This is a genomic window from Rhodanobacter sp. KK11, from assembly GCF_033345435.1.
Lineage (GTDB): Bacteria > Pseudomonadota > Gammaproteobacteria > Xanthomonadales > Rhodanobacteraceae > Rhodanobacter.
This window is the reverse complement of sequence record NZ_JAWPMI010000005.1, coordinates 737,232-752,567: the sequence shown is the minus strand read 5'-3', so window position 1 is coordinate 752,567 and position 15,336 is coordinate 737,232. Positions and strand designations below refer to the sequence as shown.

General features: G+C 69.0%; 13 protein-coding genes. 4 read left to right on the top strand and 9 right to left on the bottom strand.

The genetic code is table 11. The annotated features are described in order from the left end of the window. Positions 1-715: 715 nt before the first annotated feature. The 4 genes from R5H19_RS16825 to R5H19_RS16810 all read right to left on the bottom strand — a co-directional run bounded on the left by R5H19_RS16825 (position 716) and on the right by R5H19_RS16810 (position 4,991). Positions 716-2,590 (bottom strand): phospholipase D family protein, encoded by a 1,875-nt coding sequence (locus R5H19_RS16825; protein WP_318160189.1) that lies wholly within the window; start codon positions 2,588-2,590, stop codon positions 716-718. A gap of 81 nt (positions 2,591-2,671) precedes the next feature. Beyond that, complete coding sequence (locus tag R5H19_RS16820) at positions 2,672-3,145, bottom strand: histidine phosphatase family protein (protein ID WP_318160188.1); 474 nt, start codon at positions 3,143-3,145, stop codon at positions 2,672-2,674. A gap of 58 nt (positions 3,146-3,203) precedes the next feature. Further along, positions 3,204-3,836 carry a ParA family protein gene (locus R5H19_RS16815; RefSeq protein ID WP_318160187.1) on the bottom strand — a complete coding sequence of 211 codons (633 nt, stop codon included), beginning with the start codon at positions 3,834-3,836 and terminating at the stop codon, positions 3,204-3,206. Between the two features lie 123 nt (positions 3,837-3,959). Next, complete coding sequence (locus R5H19_RS16810; RefSeq protein WP_318160186.1) at positions 3,960-4,991, bottom strand: hypothetical protein; 1,032 nt, start codon at positions 4,989-4,991, stop codon at positions 3,960-3,962. A 158-nt stretch (positions 4,992-5,149) separates the two neighbouring features. On the opposite strand from R5H19_RS16810, the gene R5H19_RS16805 reads away from it, so the two are divergent. Continuing rightward, a complete protein-coding gene (locus R5H19_RS16805) occupies positions 5,150-5,344 on the top strand; it encodes an antitermination protein NusB (protein ID WP_318160185.1) in 195 nt (64 codons plus the stop codon). 72 nt (positions 5,345-5,416) lie between these two features. Here R5H19_RS16805 and speE read toward each other — a convergent pair whose 3' ends face one another. Then, positions 5,417-6,268: a polyamine aminopropyltransferase gene (gene speE, locus R5H19_RS16800; RefSeq protein ID WP_318160184.1), complete on the bottom strand. Its 852-nt coding sequence runs from the start codon at positions 6,266-6,268 to the stop codon at positions 5,417-5,419. Positions 6,269-6,548: 280 nt separating this feature from the next. Between speE and speA the strand changes: the two genes are divergently transcribed. The 3 genes from speA (at position 6,549) to R5H19_RS16785 (ending at position 10,529) form a co-directional block, all read left to right on the top strand. Beyond that, on the top strand, positions 6,549-8,438 hold the full coding sequence (gene speA / locus R5H19_RS16795; protein ID WP_318160183.1) for an arginine decarboxylase: 1,890 nt from the start codon (positions 6,549-6,551) through the stop codon (positions 8,436-8,438). A gap of 127 nt (positions 8,439-8,565) precedes the next feature. After that, complete coding sequence (locus R5H19_RS16790; RefSeq protein WP_318160182.1) at positions 8,566-9,351, top strand: 3-hydroxybutyrate dehydrogenase; 786 nt, start codon at positions 8,566-8,568, stop codon at positions 9,349-9,351. Further along, positions 9,348-10,529: a patatin-like phospholipase family protein gene (locus tag R5H19_RS16785; RefSeq protein WP_318160181.1), complete on the top strand. Its 1,182-nt coding sequence runs from the start codon at positions 9,348-9,350 to the stop codon at positions 10,527-10,529. Before R5H19_RS16790 ends, R5H19_RS16785 begins: the two co-directional genes overlap by 4 nt. A 231-nt stretch (positions 10,530-10,760) precedes the next feature. On the opposite strand, the gene R5H19_RS16780 is transcribed toward R5H19_RS16785, so the two are convergent. The 4 genes from R5H19_RS16780 to argS form a co-directional block, all read right to left on the bottom strand. Further along, on the bottom strand, positions 10,761-11,516 hold the full coding sequence (locus tag R5H19_RS16780; RefSeq protein WP_318160180.1) for an SDR family NAD(P)-dependent oxidoreductase: 756 nt from the start codon (positions 11,514-11,516) through the stop codon (positions 10,761-10,763). A 67-nt stretch (positions 11,517-11,583) separates the two neighbouring features. Then, positions 11,584-12,357 (bottom strand): hypothetical protein, encoded by a 774-nt coding sequence (locus R5H19_RS16775; protein WP_318160179.1) that lies wholly within the window; start codon positions 12,355-12,357, stop codon positions 11,584-11,586. Between the two features lie 204 nt (positions 12,358-12,561). Beyond that, complete coding sequence (locus R5H19_RS16770; RefSeq protein ID WP_318160178.1) at positions 12,562-13,257, bottom strand: SPOR domain-containing protein; 696 nt, start codon at positions 13,255-13,257, stop codon at positions 12,562-12,564. Next, on the bottom strand, positions 13,257-14,945 hold the full coding sequence (argS, locus tag R5H19_RS16765) for an arginine--tRNA ligase (RefSeq protein ID WP_318160177.1): 1,689 nt from the start codon (positions 14,943-14,945) through the stop codon (positions 13,257-13,259). The genes R5H19_RS16770 and argS overlap by 1 nt, the downstream gene beginning before the upstream one ends. Positions 14,946-15,336 lie beyond the last annotated feature (391 nt).

Genomic DNA, 15,336 nt, shown 5'->3' with positions numbered 1-15,336 from the left:
CGTCATGTTTGCGGAGAGCCTGCAGCTAGAGCAAGAGCTTTCGTGCGCCTGCGGCGCCCGAGTTACTTTCTCTTTGCGTGCTCAAAGAGAAAGTAACCAAAGAGAAAGAGCACCCCGCTTGGCGCTTGCCGGGCCTCCTGCCCGGCAAGTCCGTGAGCCGGGGCCGGGCTTTTCGAGCGGGCTCCTGCCCGCGCGAAAAGGCGAGCCCATCCATGGACTCGCCCGCTGCGCGGCCTGTCGACCCCGCCTCACCGCCGCGCAAGGGACCCGGGTAGAGCAGCGGGCCATCCTGGCCCGCACTCGGTGGTGAAGCCGAAAAGCAAAGAACAAAAGCCGCCGCGAAGCGTCGCTTTGTTGTGGCTTTGCTCCTGCTCTTGCTCTTCTGAACAGTGCGCGCAGGATGCGCGCCGCTCTACCCGGGGTCCCCTCTGAAGCGGCGGGCGGGTGAAGGAAAGCCCGCAGGGTGGTTCGCATGGATGCGAACCAGTTTGTCGTCAGGGCGGGATGCCCTGTCGACAAACCCCGTAGCCCGCACGCGAACTTTCCGGGCAGGGTGCCCGGAAAGCGCGGAAGCGGGGTGCCCCTCTCTTTGGTTACTTTCTCTCGGGCAAGCGAGAGAAAGTGACTCGCCCTCCGAAGGAGGACGAAAGCTCTTGCTTTGAAAACGTAGCAGCGGCAGTGATCTTTCCGGATTGAAACGCGCGGCGAGCCCAGCCTACAGGATGCCCTTGGCCCCCACCCCGAACGCCGTCACCAGTCGCGTGATGATCAGCTTCGGCGACAGCGCCACGTCGGGGAAATCGCCGACCGGCTCGTAGCAGGCGTAGAAGTTGGGGTCGGTGGCGCGCAGCGGCTGGCAGTCGGGCTTGAGCTCGAAGCTGGTGGCGTAGCGGAACGGCCACAGGTCGAACAGCGGCAGCTGCTCGGAAATCGTGCCGATCGCCTGGTTGATGTCGGTCAGCACCGGCACCTTCGACTGCCGCGGCGCGATCACCCACGCGTTCTCCGGCTGCGTGCTGCGCATGATGCTGTGGCGCAGCCGGTCGGCGAAGTCGCGGTCGTAGACGATCACGCCCGACTCGGTGTTGTAGTGGTCCGAGCGCGGGTCGAAGTTGTGCGAGCCGACCATCGCGAACGTGTCGTCGACCACGATCGACTTCGCGTGCAGGCCGAAGCGCATGCCCTCGCTGTGCAATGGCGCCGGCAGGTTGCCGCTGCCGCGGCTGCCGAGCAGGTGGAAGCGCGCCTCGGGCATGCGGGCCAGCTTGACGGCTTCCGGCGGCAGGCCCGCCGCGTCCATGCCGAGGTTGGCCAGTTCGTTGTCCAGCGCGGCGCTGGGCGCGTGCGGCTTCAGTTCGTGGACTTCGAAGCCGAATTTCTTCAGGTAGCGCTTGCGGTGCTTGTACGACATCGCGTACACGGCGAATGCGTCGGTCGAGGCCAGCGAATTGGTGGAGACGATCACCCGCGGCGGGTCGGGGCGCCGGTGCAGCGTGCGGAAGATGTGCTGGGCGCGTTTGCTCATCACCAGGTACGGTGTCTGCAGCAGTACCTCGCGCTTGGCCGCGCTGATCATGCGCATGATGTGGTGGGTGAAATCCAGCGCGCGCTGCTTGTCCGGCTTGTCGGTCTTCGCCGGCAGGTCGCTGAAGTACGCCACCTTGCCCGCCCGCAGCGAGGCATCGACCAGCCAGGCCTTCAACCAGGCCGGGTCCTCGGCGGCCTGCTGCACCTGGGCCACGCGTGCGGGATGGCGATAGTGCGGGGTTGGCCAGGCTGGCGGCGCGTGCTCGGCCAGGATGCGCCGGTTGACGTCGCGCAGGTGGGTCAACGGCAGCGAGCGCGGGTGTTTCCAGAACAGCTCGAAGCTGGCCGCCATCTGCAGTGCTGCCGGGCCACCGACCATGGCGTCGCGGTCGACGTAGTTGAAAGTGTTGTCCCAGTTGAAGTAGCGGTCCTGGTAGTTGCGCCCGCCGGTGATGCCGATGCGGTCGTCCACCAGCAGCAGCTTGTTGTGCATGCGCTGGTTGAACTGCATGAAGCAGCACAGGATGCCGGCGGCGAACTCCAGCGGCTGCGTGCGCGCCTTGTGGAAGGTGGGGTTGTACAGCCGCACCTGCAGGTTCGGGCTGATCCGCGCCAGCCGGTCGAGCAGGTCGGGGTCGTTGAAGGAGAACAGCTGGTCGGCCAGGATGCGCACGCGCACGCCGCGCCGCGCGGCGTGCACCAGCTCGTCGAGCATCAGCTGGCCGACGTCGTCCTGGTCCCAGATGAAGGTCTGCACGTCGATCGAGTGCCGCGCTGCGCGCACCAGGTTGATCCGTGCGGCCAGCGCCGGTTCGGAGTCGTCGAGCAGAGTGACCACGTGCACCGGCTGCTCCGGCGTGGAAGCGGCCAGTGCCGCGGTGGCGGCGGCCAGCAGCGGCGACGGCAGCGCGCAATGGTCGGCCCGGGCGCAGTCGACGCCGTGGTCGGCGGTGGCGGCAACGATCGCGTCGGCGCGGCGGATCTGCGCGCGCGACACCGTGCAGCCTTGCAGCAGCGACAGCGCAAGCAGGAGCGGGAGGGCGAATCGGCGCAGGACAGACATGGACGCATCATACGTTTGGCGCGTGCCGTGGCCGTGAGGAGGCGGCGGCCCGCGCGGCGTGGACGGCTGGCTGCGTGCGCGTCAGGGCGACCAGAATGCGTCCAGGCGGGCGTTGCCCGGCTCCAGCGCGCCGTCCAGGTGCAGCACGGCCAGCGCGCCGGGCGGCATGCCGCGGAATTCGTCGGAGCGGCCCTCGACCAACAGCGCGACCAGCCGTTCCATGCCGGGGTTGTGGCCGACCAGCAGTACCGTGCCGGCGTCGGCATGCTGATCGAGCAGGGCCAGCAGTTCGCCGGGGGTGGCGTCGTAGATCTCGCCGGCCTGCTGCGGCGCCGGCGCGTCGTCGATCGCGGCCAGCGCCAGCCGGGTGGTTTCGTCGGTGCGCCGGCTCGGCGAGCACAGCACGCGGTCGGGGCGCAGGCCGTGCGCGGCCAGCCACAGCCCGGCAGCCTGCGCTTCCCGCTCGCCGCGCGAGCTGAGCGGGCGTTGCGAGTCGTCGCCGGCGGTTTCGATCGGCACGGCTTCGGCGTGTCGCAACAGGATCAGTTCGTGCATGGAGGGCTCCGGGTGTGGTGGTGCGGGGGCGCGGCGGACGTGTCGAGCGCGGCGTGCTTCAGTGCTGGCGCCTGATCCAGCGCAGCAGGGCCTTCCAGTCCTGCTGGTGGTTGCGTACCTGCTCGGACTGGTAGTCGAAGATACCCTTGCCGAGCCCGGCGAGCAGCACGTAGGCCTGGCTGTCGCGCAGTTGCGCGGCGATCGGGAACGGCGATTGTTCGGCGAGTCGGGCCAGCGCGTCCTGGCTGGCGTGGGTCCACGGCTTGAGCCGATTGGCCACCAGCGCCACCGGCAGCTTGCCGCTGCGGATGCGTTTGACCATCTGCAGCTCGCCGAGGAAGCGCAGCGTGGCGTCGAGGTCGAACGAGGACGGCAGCACCGGCACCAGCATGACGTCGGCCACGTCGAGATAGGGTTCCAGCTCGCGCTCGGCGGCGCCGGCGGGGGTGTCGATCAGCAGCTGGTGGGTGTCCGGCGGCACGCGCTGCAGGTTGCGCCGCCCGCCGTCGAAGGCCAGCACGCCGGGGACGTTGTCCGGCCTGAGTTCGGCCCAGTGGAAACTGGAGTGCTGCCGGTCGGCGTCGAGGATCGCGGTGTGTTGCCCCGCCTGGGCCCAGTGCGACGCCAGTTGCGTCACCAGCGTGCTCTTGCCGCATCCGCCCTTGCTGCTCGCCACCAGCGTCGTAAGCATCGGACCACCCCTGCCACGGAAGGTGGATCAAGCCTAGCGGGCGGGGCGGGAAAGGGGAATCCCGCGTGGGGCGGGAGGTCCGGGCCGCGTGGCACGGGCTTCGGGCTGTTCCCGAATCGGGGATTACGGCGACTTGTGCGGCTGCCAATCGGCGGGTGCCTCGACCGGAATGCCGTTGTCGCGCAGGGCGGCCAGCTGCAGGCTCATCTCGGTGCCGCCGCGGCGGGCCAGTGCCAGCAGCCCCTGGGCCAGCTTCGCGTCGTCCGGCGCCCGGGCCAGCAGCCGGGCGAAGTTCTGCACCTGCCAGACCAGGTTGCGGCGGGCGTCCTTCGCTTCCTGCCGTTGCGCCGGGTCATCGGCCAGCACCTCGCGCAGATGCAGGCCGAGCGAGCGGGCCAGCGGGCTGGAGCCCCATTCGAGGGTCCTGCCCAGCTTCAGGCAGTCGGCCTTGATCGAGGCGTCTTCGCCGGCGTTCTCGCACAGCTTGGCGACCAGTTGCAGGCTCGGCTGCGGCTGGGTGCCGGCCAGGCCATAGACCAGCACGGCCTGCATGCCCGCCGCGCCGCCGGCGTGGGCCGGGTCCAGCGTGGCCGGCGGCGGCGGCAGCGCGCCGGCCGCGTTGGCCAGCGCCTGCAGGCTGATGCCGGTGTAGTCGTCGTAGAGCTTCGCGGCGGCGGCCTTGCCCAGGTCCTCGCGGGCGGCGTCCTGGTCCATGCCGCGCGCGTCGGCGCCGAGCTTGAGCAGCCATGCCGCGGCGTTGTCCGGGGCCCGGGCGAGCAATTGCTGCAAGGCTTCCTTGTTCGGGCAGGCGTCGGCGGCGGCATCGCAATCGGCCAGGCGCACCCAGTGGATCGCTGCGCCGGCGCCTTCGGCCTGCGCGGCGCGCTCGATCAGGCGGTGGAAGCTGTTTTCGGGCGGCTGGTTGAACAGTGGCCGCGCCAGCAGGGCTGCGCCGAGCAGCCGCAGTGGATCGCCGCCGGGCGCCAGTACGCTGACCAGGTCGCGCTGGAACGCGAGCTGCGCCTTGTCGCGCGCCTGGGCGGCGTGGTCCGGCGTGCCGCGGTTCTTGCCGGCGGGGGACTTGCCGGCGAACGCCGGCGCGGTGGCCAGCGACAACGCGCAAATCAGGGCGAGGCAATGCCATCGGCGCATCATGGACTCGGCTCCGCGATCAAAGCGCGCAGCATACCTTTTGCGGATTAAGCGCGGCTGATCCGGGAGAGCGACGAAAAGGTGATGCGGCGGCGGGGCTTGCTAGGATGGATGTCCCCGGCGCAGGGCCGCGCCCCATGTCATCGCTCGGGAGACACGTAGTGGATCATCTGTCGACGTTCGCCGATGGCGCACCCTGGTTTGTCGGCTGGGGCACGCTGGCCTTGATCAATGCCGCCCTGGCACAGGGCAAGAACCGCAGCGGTCTGCTGTGGTTCCTGCTGTCGCTGCTGGGCGGCCCGCTCGCCACGCTGCTGCTGGTACTGCTGCCGAAGGTGCGCTCGAAGATGTTTTGAAGGCCGTGATGCGGGATGCGAAAGAGCGATGAGCTGCGCAGCTTTACCGCATCCCGTGTCCCTGCCCCGGGTTTATTCGCCCAGCGCTTCGCGCATGAATTCCGGCTGGGCCAGCGCGGCCTTGTGGATCTCGGCGTTGTAGTAGCGGGTGGGGAAGCTCTTGGCCATGGCGCCGCGCTCGCGGAAGCCGGACAGGTCGCCACCCTTGCGCGCCATCGTGCAGCTCCACCAGCCGGTGGGGTAGCACGGTTGCGGGAACGGCAGCGTCTTCACCGCGCTGAAGCCCGAGGTGCGCATGGCCGAACGCATCGACTTGATCAATTCCAGGTGGGCCAGCGGCGATTCGCTCTGCTGCACCAGCAGGCCGCCGTGGCGCAACGCCTTGTGGCAACTGGCGTAGAACGCGGCGTTGAACAGGCCCTCGGCCGGACCCACCGGGTCGGTCGAGTCGACGATGATCAGGTCCAGCGAGTCGGGCTCGGCCTCGGCCATGTACTTGATGCCGTCGATGAACAGCAGTTCGGCGCGCGGGTCGCCATTCGCCTCGCACAGCTCGGGAAAGTACTGCTCGGCCAGGCGGGTCACGCGCTCGTCGATCTCCACCTGCACCGCGTGCTCGACTTCCTCGTGCCTGAGCACCTCGCGCAGCGTGCCGCAGTCGCCGCCACCGATGATCACCACGCGCTTGGCGCGCGCATGGGTGAACAGCGCCGGGTGGGTCATCATCTCGTGGTAGAGGAAGTTGTCGCGGCTGGTCAGCATCACGCAGCCGTCGATCACCATCAGCTTGCCCCAGTCGGTGGTCTGATGGATCTCGATGGTCTGGAACGGGGTCTTCTCCGCATGCAGCAGTTGCTCGGTGCGAAAACCGATGGAGGAGCCGGAGGCCTGGTGGGCTTCGGTGAACCAGCTGGGCTGCGACATGGCGGGTGTTCCTGACGAACCGGGGTGGGAGAGCAAGACTGCCCATTGTAGCGGCAACCGTGATGGGCGCGAGCGTCCGGACGCCCCATGCGCCTATCGTCACGGGCGCCCATTACAATGGCGCCCGGCATCGCCGGCGCAGCGCGCCGGTGGCCGACCAGCCCGATCGGCCCCGCGGCGTGCGAGGCTTCCGGTCGCTCGGGCTCGTGCTCGTGTGGAGCAAGACCGTCAAGGCTCGCCGCTGCGACGACATCATCCTTTTCATCGGGAGATCTCGCTGATGGCGAACCACTGGAACATCGACGCGGCCCGGCACACCTATGCCGTGCCGTACTGGGGCGACGGCTACGTCGACATCGACGCCGCCGGCCACATCGTGATGCGCCCGCGCGGCGCGAATGGCCCGGCGCTGTCGCTGCCGGCGATCGTCGAGCGCGCCCGCGCCGAGGGCCTGCGGCTGCCGCTGCTGGTGCGTTTTCCGGACATCCTGGCCGACCGCCTGGCGCGGCTGCAGGGCGCGTTCGCCAAGGCGATCGACGAGTGGCGTTACGCCGGCGGTTACACCGCGGTCTACCCGATCAAGGTCAACCAGCAGCGCGGCGTGGCCGGCGAACTGGTCGCCGCCGGCAGCCACGGCTTCGGCCTGGAAGCGGGCTCCAAGCCCGAGTTGATGGCGGTGCTGGCGATGGCGCGGCCCGGTTCCATCGTGATCTGCAACGGCTACAAGGATCGCGAGTACATCCGCCTGGCGCTGATCGGCAAGAAGCTCGGCCTGCGCGTGCACATCGTGATCGAGAAGCTGTCCGAGCTGGACCACGTGTTCAGCGAGGCCAAGGCAGTGGGCGTGGAGCCGCTGCTCGGCGTGCGCGTGCGGCTGGCCTCGATCGGCGCCGGCAAGTGGCAGAACACCGGCGGCGACAAGGGCAAGTTCGGCTTGTCGCCGCAGCAGGTGCTCACGCTGATCGAGCGGCTGGATCGCGCCGGCCTCAAGCACACGCTGAAGCTGCAGCACTTCCACATGGGCTCGCAGATTTCCAACGTGCGCGACATCGCCAACGGCATGCGCGAGGCTACCCGCTATTTCGTCGAGCTGTCCCGGATGGGCGTGCCGCTGGAGATCGTCGACGTCGGCGGCGGCCTCGGCGTGGACTACGAAGGCTCGCGTTCGCGCAGCCACAACTCGATCAACTACTCGATCGAGCAGTACGCCGCGACCATCGTGCAGTCGCTGGCCGAGGCGGTCGAGGCCGAGGGCCTGGCCGCGCCGCACATCCTCACCGAGGCCGGCCGCGCGATGACCGCGCACCACGCGGTGATGGTGGTCAACGTGACCGAGGTGGAGCCGGTGCCGGCCGGCACGATCCCGCCGCCGTGCGCGGACGAGCCGGCGGTATTGCGCCGCTTGCGCGAGACCTACGAGGAACTGGACCGGCGCCCCGCGCTGGAGCTGTTCCACGAAGCCCAGCATCACCTGAGCGAAGGCCAGGCGCTGTACGCGCTGGGCCAGCTCGCGCTGGCCGACCGTGCGCGGCTGGACGAGATGTACTACGCGATCGCCGGCGCGGTGCGGCTGCGCCTGTTGCCGGCCGAACGCTCGCACCGGCAGGCGCTGGACGAGCTGGACGAGAAGCTGGTCGACAAGTACTTCGTCAATTTCTCGGTGTTCGAATCGATCCCCGACGTGTGGGCGATCGGGCAGATCTTCCCGATCGCGCCGATCGCCCGGCTCGGCGAGGAGCCGACCCGGCGTGGCGTGATCGTCGACCTCACCTGCGATTCGGACGGCCGCATCGACCACTACGTCGACGCCGAGGGCGTCGACGTCAGCCTGCCGCTGCACGCGCTCAAGGAAGGCGAGAGCTACCGCCTCGGCATCTTCATGGTCGGCGCCTACCAGGAGACCCTGGGCGACATCCACAACCTGTTTGGCGACACCGACGCGGTCAACGTGCGCATCGATGGCGACGGCTACACCTTCGCCCACGTGCGCCGCGGCGACACCACCGACCTGATGCTCGACTACGTCGGCTACGACCTCGCCGCGCTGCGCCAGAGCTACCGCGAGCGCATCGCCAGCGCCGGCGTCGGGGGCGACGAGGCCGAGATGCTCTACGCCGCGCTCGACGGCGGGCTCACCGCGTACACCTACCTGGCCGAGGACGTACGCTGACGGCGTGACGGCGGCCGCCCGGCCTGCCCCAAGGTCCGATGGCGGCCGGCGTGGCGGCGCCTACAATCCGGCACATGGGCGCGGTCCCGCGATCGCGCCCTCCCCCGTCCCATCCAAGGAGCAGCGCATGACCACTCTCAACGGCAAGGTCGCCCTGATCACCGGCGCGGCCAGCGGCCTCGGCAAGGCGATCGCCGAGCTGTACGCGCAGCACGGCGCCAGCGTGGCGATCGCCGACATCAACCAGCAGGCCGCCGACGCGGTCGCCGCGCAGATCAACGCCGCCGGCGGCAAGGCGCTCGGCGTGGCGATGGACGTCACCAGCGAGGACGCGGTGAACGCCGGCACCGACCAGGTGGTCGCCGCGTTCGGCGCGCTCGACATCCTGATCTCCAACGCCGGGGTGCAGATTATCAACCCGATCGAGCAGTTCGCGTTCGCCGACTGGAAGAAGATGCTGGCGATCCACCTCGACGGCGGCTTCCTGACCACCAAGGCGGCGCTCAAGCACATGTACCCGGGCAACCGCGGCGGCATCGTGATCTACATGGGCTCGGTGCACTCGCATGAGGCGTCGAAGCTGAAGTCGGCCTACGTCGCCGCCAAGCACGGCCTGCTCGGTCTGGCCCGCACGCTGGCCAAGGAAGGCGCACCGCACAACGTGCGCTCGCACGTGATCTGCCCCGGCTTCGTGCGCACGCCGCTGGTGGAGAAGCAGATTCCCGAACAGGCGAAGGAGCTGGGCATCAGCGAGGACGAGGTGATCAGGAACGTGATGCTGAAGGACACCGTCGATGCCACCTTCACCACCGTCGATGATATCGCGCAGACCGCGCTGTACCTGGCCACCTTCCCGTCCGCGGCGCTGACCGGTCAGTCGATCGTGGTCAGCCACGGCTGGTTCATGCAATGACGCAAACCGCGCCGCCGGAATCGCTGGCCGCGGCGGTGGCGCGCGACTACCGCACCGTCGCCCTGGTGCTGCAGGGCGGCGGTGCGCTGGGCGCCTACCAGGCCGGGGTGTTCGAGGCGCTGGACGAGGCCGGCCTGCAGCCGAACCGGCTGGCCGGCATTTCGATCGGTGCGTTGAACGCGGCGGTCATCGCCGGCAATCCGCCCGGGCGGCGGGTGGAGCGGCTGCGCGAATTCTGGGAAGCGATCTGTCGCCCGCCGCTGTGGCCGGACGTGCCGAGGCTGCCGTGGTTCGACACGGTGGCGTGGCCCACCGCATGGCTCAACGGCCTGAGCGGCCTGGCGGCATGGCGCGCGCTGACCGAGGGCCAGGCCGGCTTCTTCCATCCGCGCCAGCCGCCGCCGTTTCTGGGTGGGCACGCCACGCCGGGCAGCGTGAGCTGGTACGACACCACGCCGCTGCGCGCCACGCTGGAGCGGCTGGTCGATTTCGACCGCCTCAACGATCCGCGCACGATCCGCGTGGCGGTCGGTGCGGTGAATGTGCGCAGCGGCAACTTCGCCTATTTCGACAATCGGCGCGAACGCCTGTGCCCCGAGCACTTCATGGCCTCTGGCGCGCTGCCGCCGGGCTTTCCCGCGGTGAAGATCGACGGCGAGTTCTACTGGGACGGCGGCATGGTCTCCAACACGCCGTTGTACGAGGTGCTCAGCGAACGCCCCGGCTGCGACACGCTGGTTTTCCAGGTGGACCTGTGGAGCGCCCGCGGCACGCTGCCGCGCAACCTCGCCGACGTGGCCGAGCGCAGCAAGGAGATCCAGTATTCCAGCCGCACCCGGCTGGTCACCGAGTTCATGCGCCGCATGCAGGAACAGCGGCGCCTGCTGCACGACGTGATGGCGCTGGTGCCGGCCGAGCGCCGCGACGATCCGGTCTACCGCCATGCCGAGGCGCGCGCGGCGGCGGCACTGACCAACGTGATCCACCTGATCTACCAGGACCGACCGCACGAAGGCCACTTCAAGGACTACGAGTTCAGCGCCGCCAGCATGCGTCGCCACTGGCAGAGCGGGCTGGACGACATGCGCCACACGCTGGCGCACCCGCAGTGGCTGGCCGTGCCGGATCCCGACCATCCCTTCGTGACCCACGACGTGCATCGCGGCAACGGCGACTGAGCGGGCCCGGCCTGCGTGCCGACGGGCGACTGCGGGCCTGGGCATGGCGGCACGCTGCCGCTGCCATTGATCGAACGGGTTGCATGAACGTTCACCCGGTTGCAGCGGAGCACGGCTGGCCGTCGAGGAAACGCTGATTCGGATCGAAGGGAGGTACGGGGTTCGCGTCCTGTTTGTCTGCGAATCCGGCCGCCGTGGACGGACCGGACAGCGACTAGGGCGCCCGCTTCATCACGTTTCCCGCGCCACCTGCAGCCCCGCCGCCGACTGGCTGGTCGGCATGATTTCCAGCCGGGTGACGTCGAGGTGCGACGGCAGGTTGGCGATCCACCAGATCGTCTCGGCGATGTCGGTCGCGGTGATCGGGTGGGCGCCCTCGTAGAGCCGGTCGGAGGCGGCCTGGTCGCCGCCGGTGCGCACCACGGTGAACTCGGTCTCGGCCATGCCGGGCTCGATCGAGCTGACCCGCACGCCGGTGCCGTGCAAGTCCACGCGCAGGTTCTGCGAGAACTGGGTGACGAAGGCCTTGGTGCCGCCGTACACGTTGCCGCCGGGGTAGGGATAGGTGCCCGAGATCGAGCTGATGTTGACGATCGCGCCGCGGCGCGCGATCAGCTGCGGCAGCAGCAGGTGGGTCAGCGTCACCAGCGCGGTAACGTTGGTGTCGATCATCTGCTTCCATTGCGCCAGGTCGGCCTGCTGCGCGGGCGCGGTGCCCAGCGCGAGGCCGGCGTTGTTGACCAGCAGGTCGATGTCGGCGAACGCGGCCGGCAGGTTCGCGTGCGCCGCGCGCATCGCCGTCTCGTCGCGCACGTCGAATGCCGCCGCGTGCACGCGTCCGGCGCCGTGCCGCACCACCAGCGGCTGCAGCCGTTCGGTGCGGCGGCCGCTGGCGATCACCCGCCAGCCGCCGGCCACGAAGCGTTCCACGGCGGCGGCGCCGAACCCGGAGGTGGCGCCGGTGATCCAGGCAGTCTTGGTCGTCATGACCGCCAGTGTAATCGCCGGCGCCGATCCGGGCGACCGTAGCGGCCACCCGGATCGCCGGCGCCACTCACTTGCCGGCGGCGATGTAGCTCAGCCCGGCGTTGTAGCTGTCCACGTGCGAGGACTGCTTGGCGACGGCGTCGTTGATCGACTGGCGGATCGCGACGGCATCGCTCTTGCCGTACACGCTCTCGACCATCTTCCACACGTCGGGGTCGGGCTCCGTGCCCAGGTCCGCCCAGTTCCTGCTGGGAATCACCAGGAGGAAGTCGGGGGCGCCGTCGCCGGCGTCGAGCAGCCGGACGATCTGGTACTCGTGCGGCCGGTTCGACTTCGCGGCGGCGGCGGCGATCTTCTTTGCCGCGGCCATGAAGGTTTCCACGGCCTGGTGACCAGGCTTGAGCGTGAAATAGGTGACCTCGATCAGTGGCGGCGGGGCCGTCTTCTGCCCGTACCGGTGGCTCAGCTCGGGCATTGCCTGCATGAATGCGCTGGACTCGCCCTTCAGGTGCGGGTTGACCTGCGAGCCGATCACCGGCAGGCAGGCCTTCACCGCGGCGTCCATCGCGTCGAAGGTCGCCCACGGCACGGGGTCGGTGACGTAGGAGTAGCTGTAGGTATCGCCGGTTTCGTGCGTCCAGGCGGTCAGGTTGTACTTGAAATCGTGCTGGCGCAGGCACTGGTTGAACGCCTTGGAGCCGGCCACGTACGCCTGCTGCTCGGCGGGCGTCACGGTGTCGGTGAAATCGCGGGTGACGCGGACGTTGTCCGCCGCCTGCGCGCTGCCGCACGCCAGCGCGAACGCCAGCGCCAGCGCCAGCCGGATTGTGCTGTTCTTCATGCGAATCTCCCCCGGGCACGGGCCCCGTTGTATGGATAGGACATCCCCTGCATGTCGGTGACGGGCGGTGGCCGGCGATTCTGGGCGGCGGCGGCGAAGCGTGGCGTGATGGTCGCCGTGCACCGTTATCACGCGTGCTTAAGACACAAAAAGGCCGCGCTGCGGGCGCGGCCTCGGGCTGCCGAGCGGCCGGGCGGTCGGAACCTAGCGGCCTTCCTTCAGCGCGATCGCGTGGATGCCGGCGCCGGCCAGCCGTTGCTTGGTCGCCTCCAGCTCGGTGGCCGAGCGGAACGGACCGAGCCGCACGCGGTTGTAGGTCTGCCCGCCGATGCCGACCGGCTGCACGTTGGCCACGAAGCCCTGCAAGGCCAGCTTGGCCTTCAGCGACTCGGCGTCGGCAGCATTCGGGAACGCGCCGACCTGCAGCAGGTAGCCGCTGCCGGCGGCGGGCTGCGGCACCGCGCTGGGCGGCGCGGCGGCAACATCCTGGCTGACCGCCTGCGGCGCGTTCGCCGGCGGCATCGTCGGCACCGCCTGGGCCTGCTGCTGCGCCGCCTGCTGCTTCTGCTGCTGCTCGACCCGCGCCTGCGCGCTGATCTCGGCGTCGGGGATGCGCACTTCCTTCTCCGACAGCACCGAGTAGAAGTCGAACTGCGGCTTCTTCGGCGCGGCGTCGCCGGTCGATTCGAGCACGCCCGGTGCGCTGCCGCGCTCGGCGGTGGCCTGCGGGTTCGCCTGCGGGCCATCGGCCTTGCGCAGGCTGGTAAGCAGGCTGCCGCGCATCATCACCGCCATCAGGATCGCGCCGGCGACCAGGCCGACGATCGCGTAGCCCCAGCCCGGGAAGCCGTTGCTGCCGTTGCGCACGGCCTGCCGGCCCCTGCCCTTGCGTGCTGCCATTACATCTTCTCCGGGGCGTTCAGGCCCAACAATGCCAGACCATTCTTCAACACTTGCCGTGTCGCCACCACCAGCGCCAGGCGTGCGTTGCGCAAGCCGGCGTCCTCGACCAGGAACTGGTGCGAGTTGTAGTAGGTGTGGAACGCGTTGGCCAGTTCGCGCAGCCACGCGGCGACCAGGTGCGGCTCCAGGTTCGCCGCGGCGGCCTCGACCAGCTCCGGATACTTCGACAGCTCGGTCAGCAGGACCTGCTCGTGCTCGTTGTCCAGCCGGTCGAGGTGGGTGAGGCCGTCGGCGAGATCGACCGTGAAGCCCTTCTCCGGTGCCTGGCGCAGCACGCTGCAGACGCGGGCGTGTGCGTACTGGATGTAGTAGACCGGGTTGTCGTTCGACTGCGAGCGCGCCAGGTCGATGTCGAACACCAGCTGCGAGTCGCTCTTGCGCGAGATCAGGAAGTAGCGCGTGGCGTCCCTGCCGACCTCGTCGATCAGGTCGCGCAGGGTGACGTAGCTGCCGGCGCGCTTGGAGATCTTCACCTCCTCGCCGCCCTTCATCACCGTCACCATCTGGTGCAGCACGTACTCCGGCCAACCCTGCGGGATGCCGCAATCAAGCGCCTGCAGGCCGGCCTTCACCCGCGCCAGCGAGCCGTGGTGGTCCGAACCCAGCTCGGTGATCGCCCGTTCGTAGCCGCGCTGCCACTTGCTCAGGTGGTAGGCCACGTCGGGCAGGAAGTAGGTGTAGGTGCCGTCGGACTTGCGCATCACGCGGTCCTTGTCGTCACCGAAATTGGTGGTGCGCAGCCACAGCGCGCCGCCGTCCTCGTAGGTGTGGCCGTGGGCGATGAGTTCGCGCACGGTCTCCTCGACCTTGCCATCGGTATACAGCGAGGACTCCAGGAAATAGGTGTCGAAGCCCACGCCGAACGCTTGCAGGTCCAGGTCCTGCTCGCGGCGCAGGTAGGCCACGGCGAAATGGCGGATTGCCTCGAGGTCGTCCACGTCGCCGGCGCCGGTGACCGTCTCGCTGTCGGCGACCACCGATTCGCGGTCCAGGTAGGCGCGCGCCACCTCGGTGATGTAGTCGCCGCGGTAGCCGTTCTCCGGCCAGTTGCTGTCGTCCGGGGTGATCCCGCGCGCGCGCGCCTGCACCGAGATGGCCAGGTTGGCGATCTGCACGCCGGCGTCGTTGTAGTAGAACTCGCGCTTCACGTTCCAGCCGGTGGCGTCCAGCAGCCGACTCAGGCAGTCGCCGATCGCCGCGGCGCGGCCGTGGCCCACGTGCAGCGGGCCGGTCGGGTTGGCCGAGACGAATTCCACGCCGACGGTCTTGCCGCCGCCGCTGGTGCTGCGGCCGTAGGCGTCGCCTTCGGCCAGGATCCGGCGCACTTCGGCGTGATAGGCACCCGGCGCGAGAAAGAAGTTGATGAAGCCGGGGCCGGCGATCTCGACTTTCTCCACCAGCGTGTTCGCCGGCAGCGCGGCGACCAGTTTTTCGGCCAGCTCGCGCGGCTTGGCGCGCGCGGGCTTGGCCAGCAGCATCGCTGCGTTGCAGGCGAAATCGCCGTGTTCGCGGCTGCGCGCGCGCTCGATCACGAAGCCGGGCAGGCTGAGGTCGGTGGGCAGGGTAGCGGCTTCCTGCAGGGTCCGAATCGCCTGCAGCACCAATTCGCGCAGCTGTTCTTTCACGGGTGGGGTCGGTTTCGTGATGGAACCGCCAATCCTAACAGACCGCCTTGTCGGCGAAACGCGCCGGCTAGCGGTGCCCGACGCGGATGCCGGGCGCGGTTCGGACGGGCCCGGATATTGATGCGCCGCGGCGAGCCGGTCTGTGGATAAGTCTGTGGGAGAAAGCGGGGTCCCATGGCCTGTATGGGGCCGGAAGCCGTCAATCACCGGCAGTATCCAGTGAATTTTTCTTTTTTTATCAATAGATTAAAGAATTTAACTAGAGCCGACAGGTGGTAGATACGGCAAGTGCCGATATCGCCGTTTTGTGCATAAGTTCCGGCAACCCGGGCGAGGCTTGCAGCCGAGGTTCGCGTCACGGTTTTGTCATGCGGCACTGCGATACTGACCA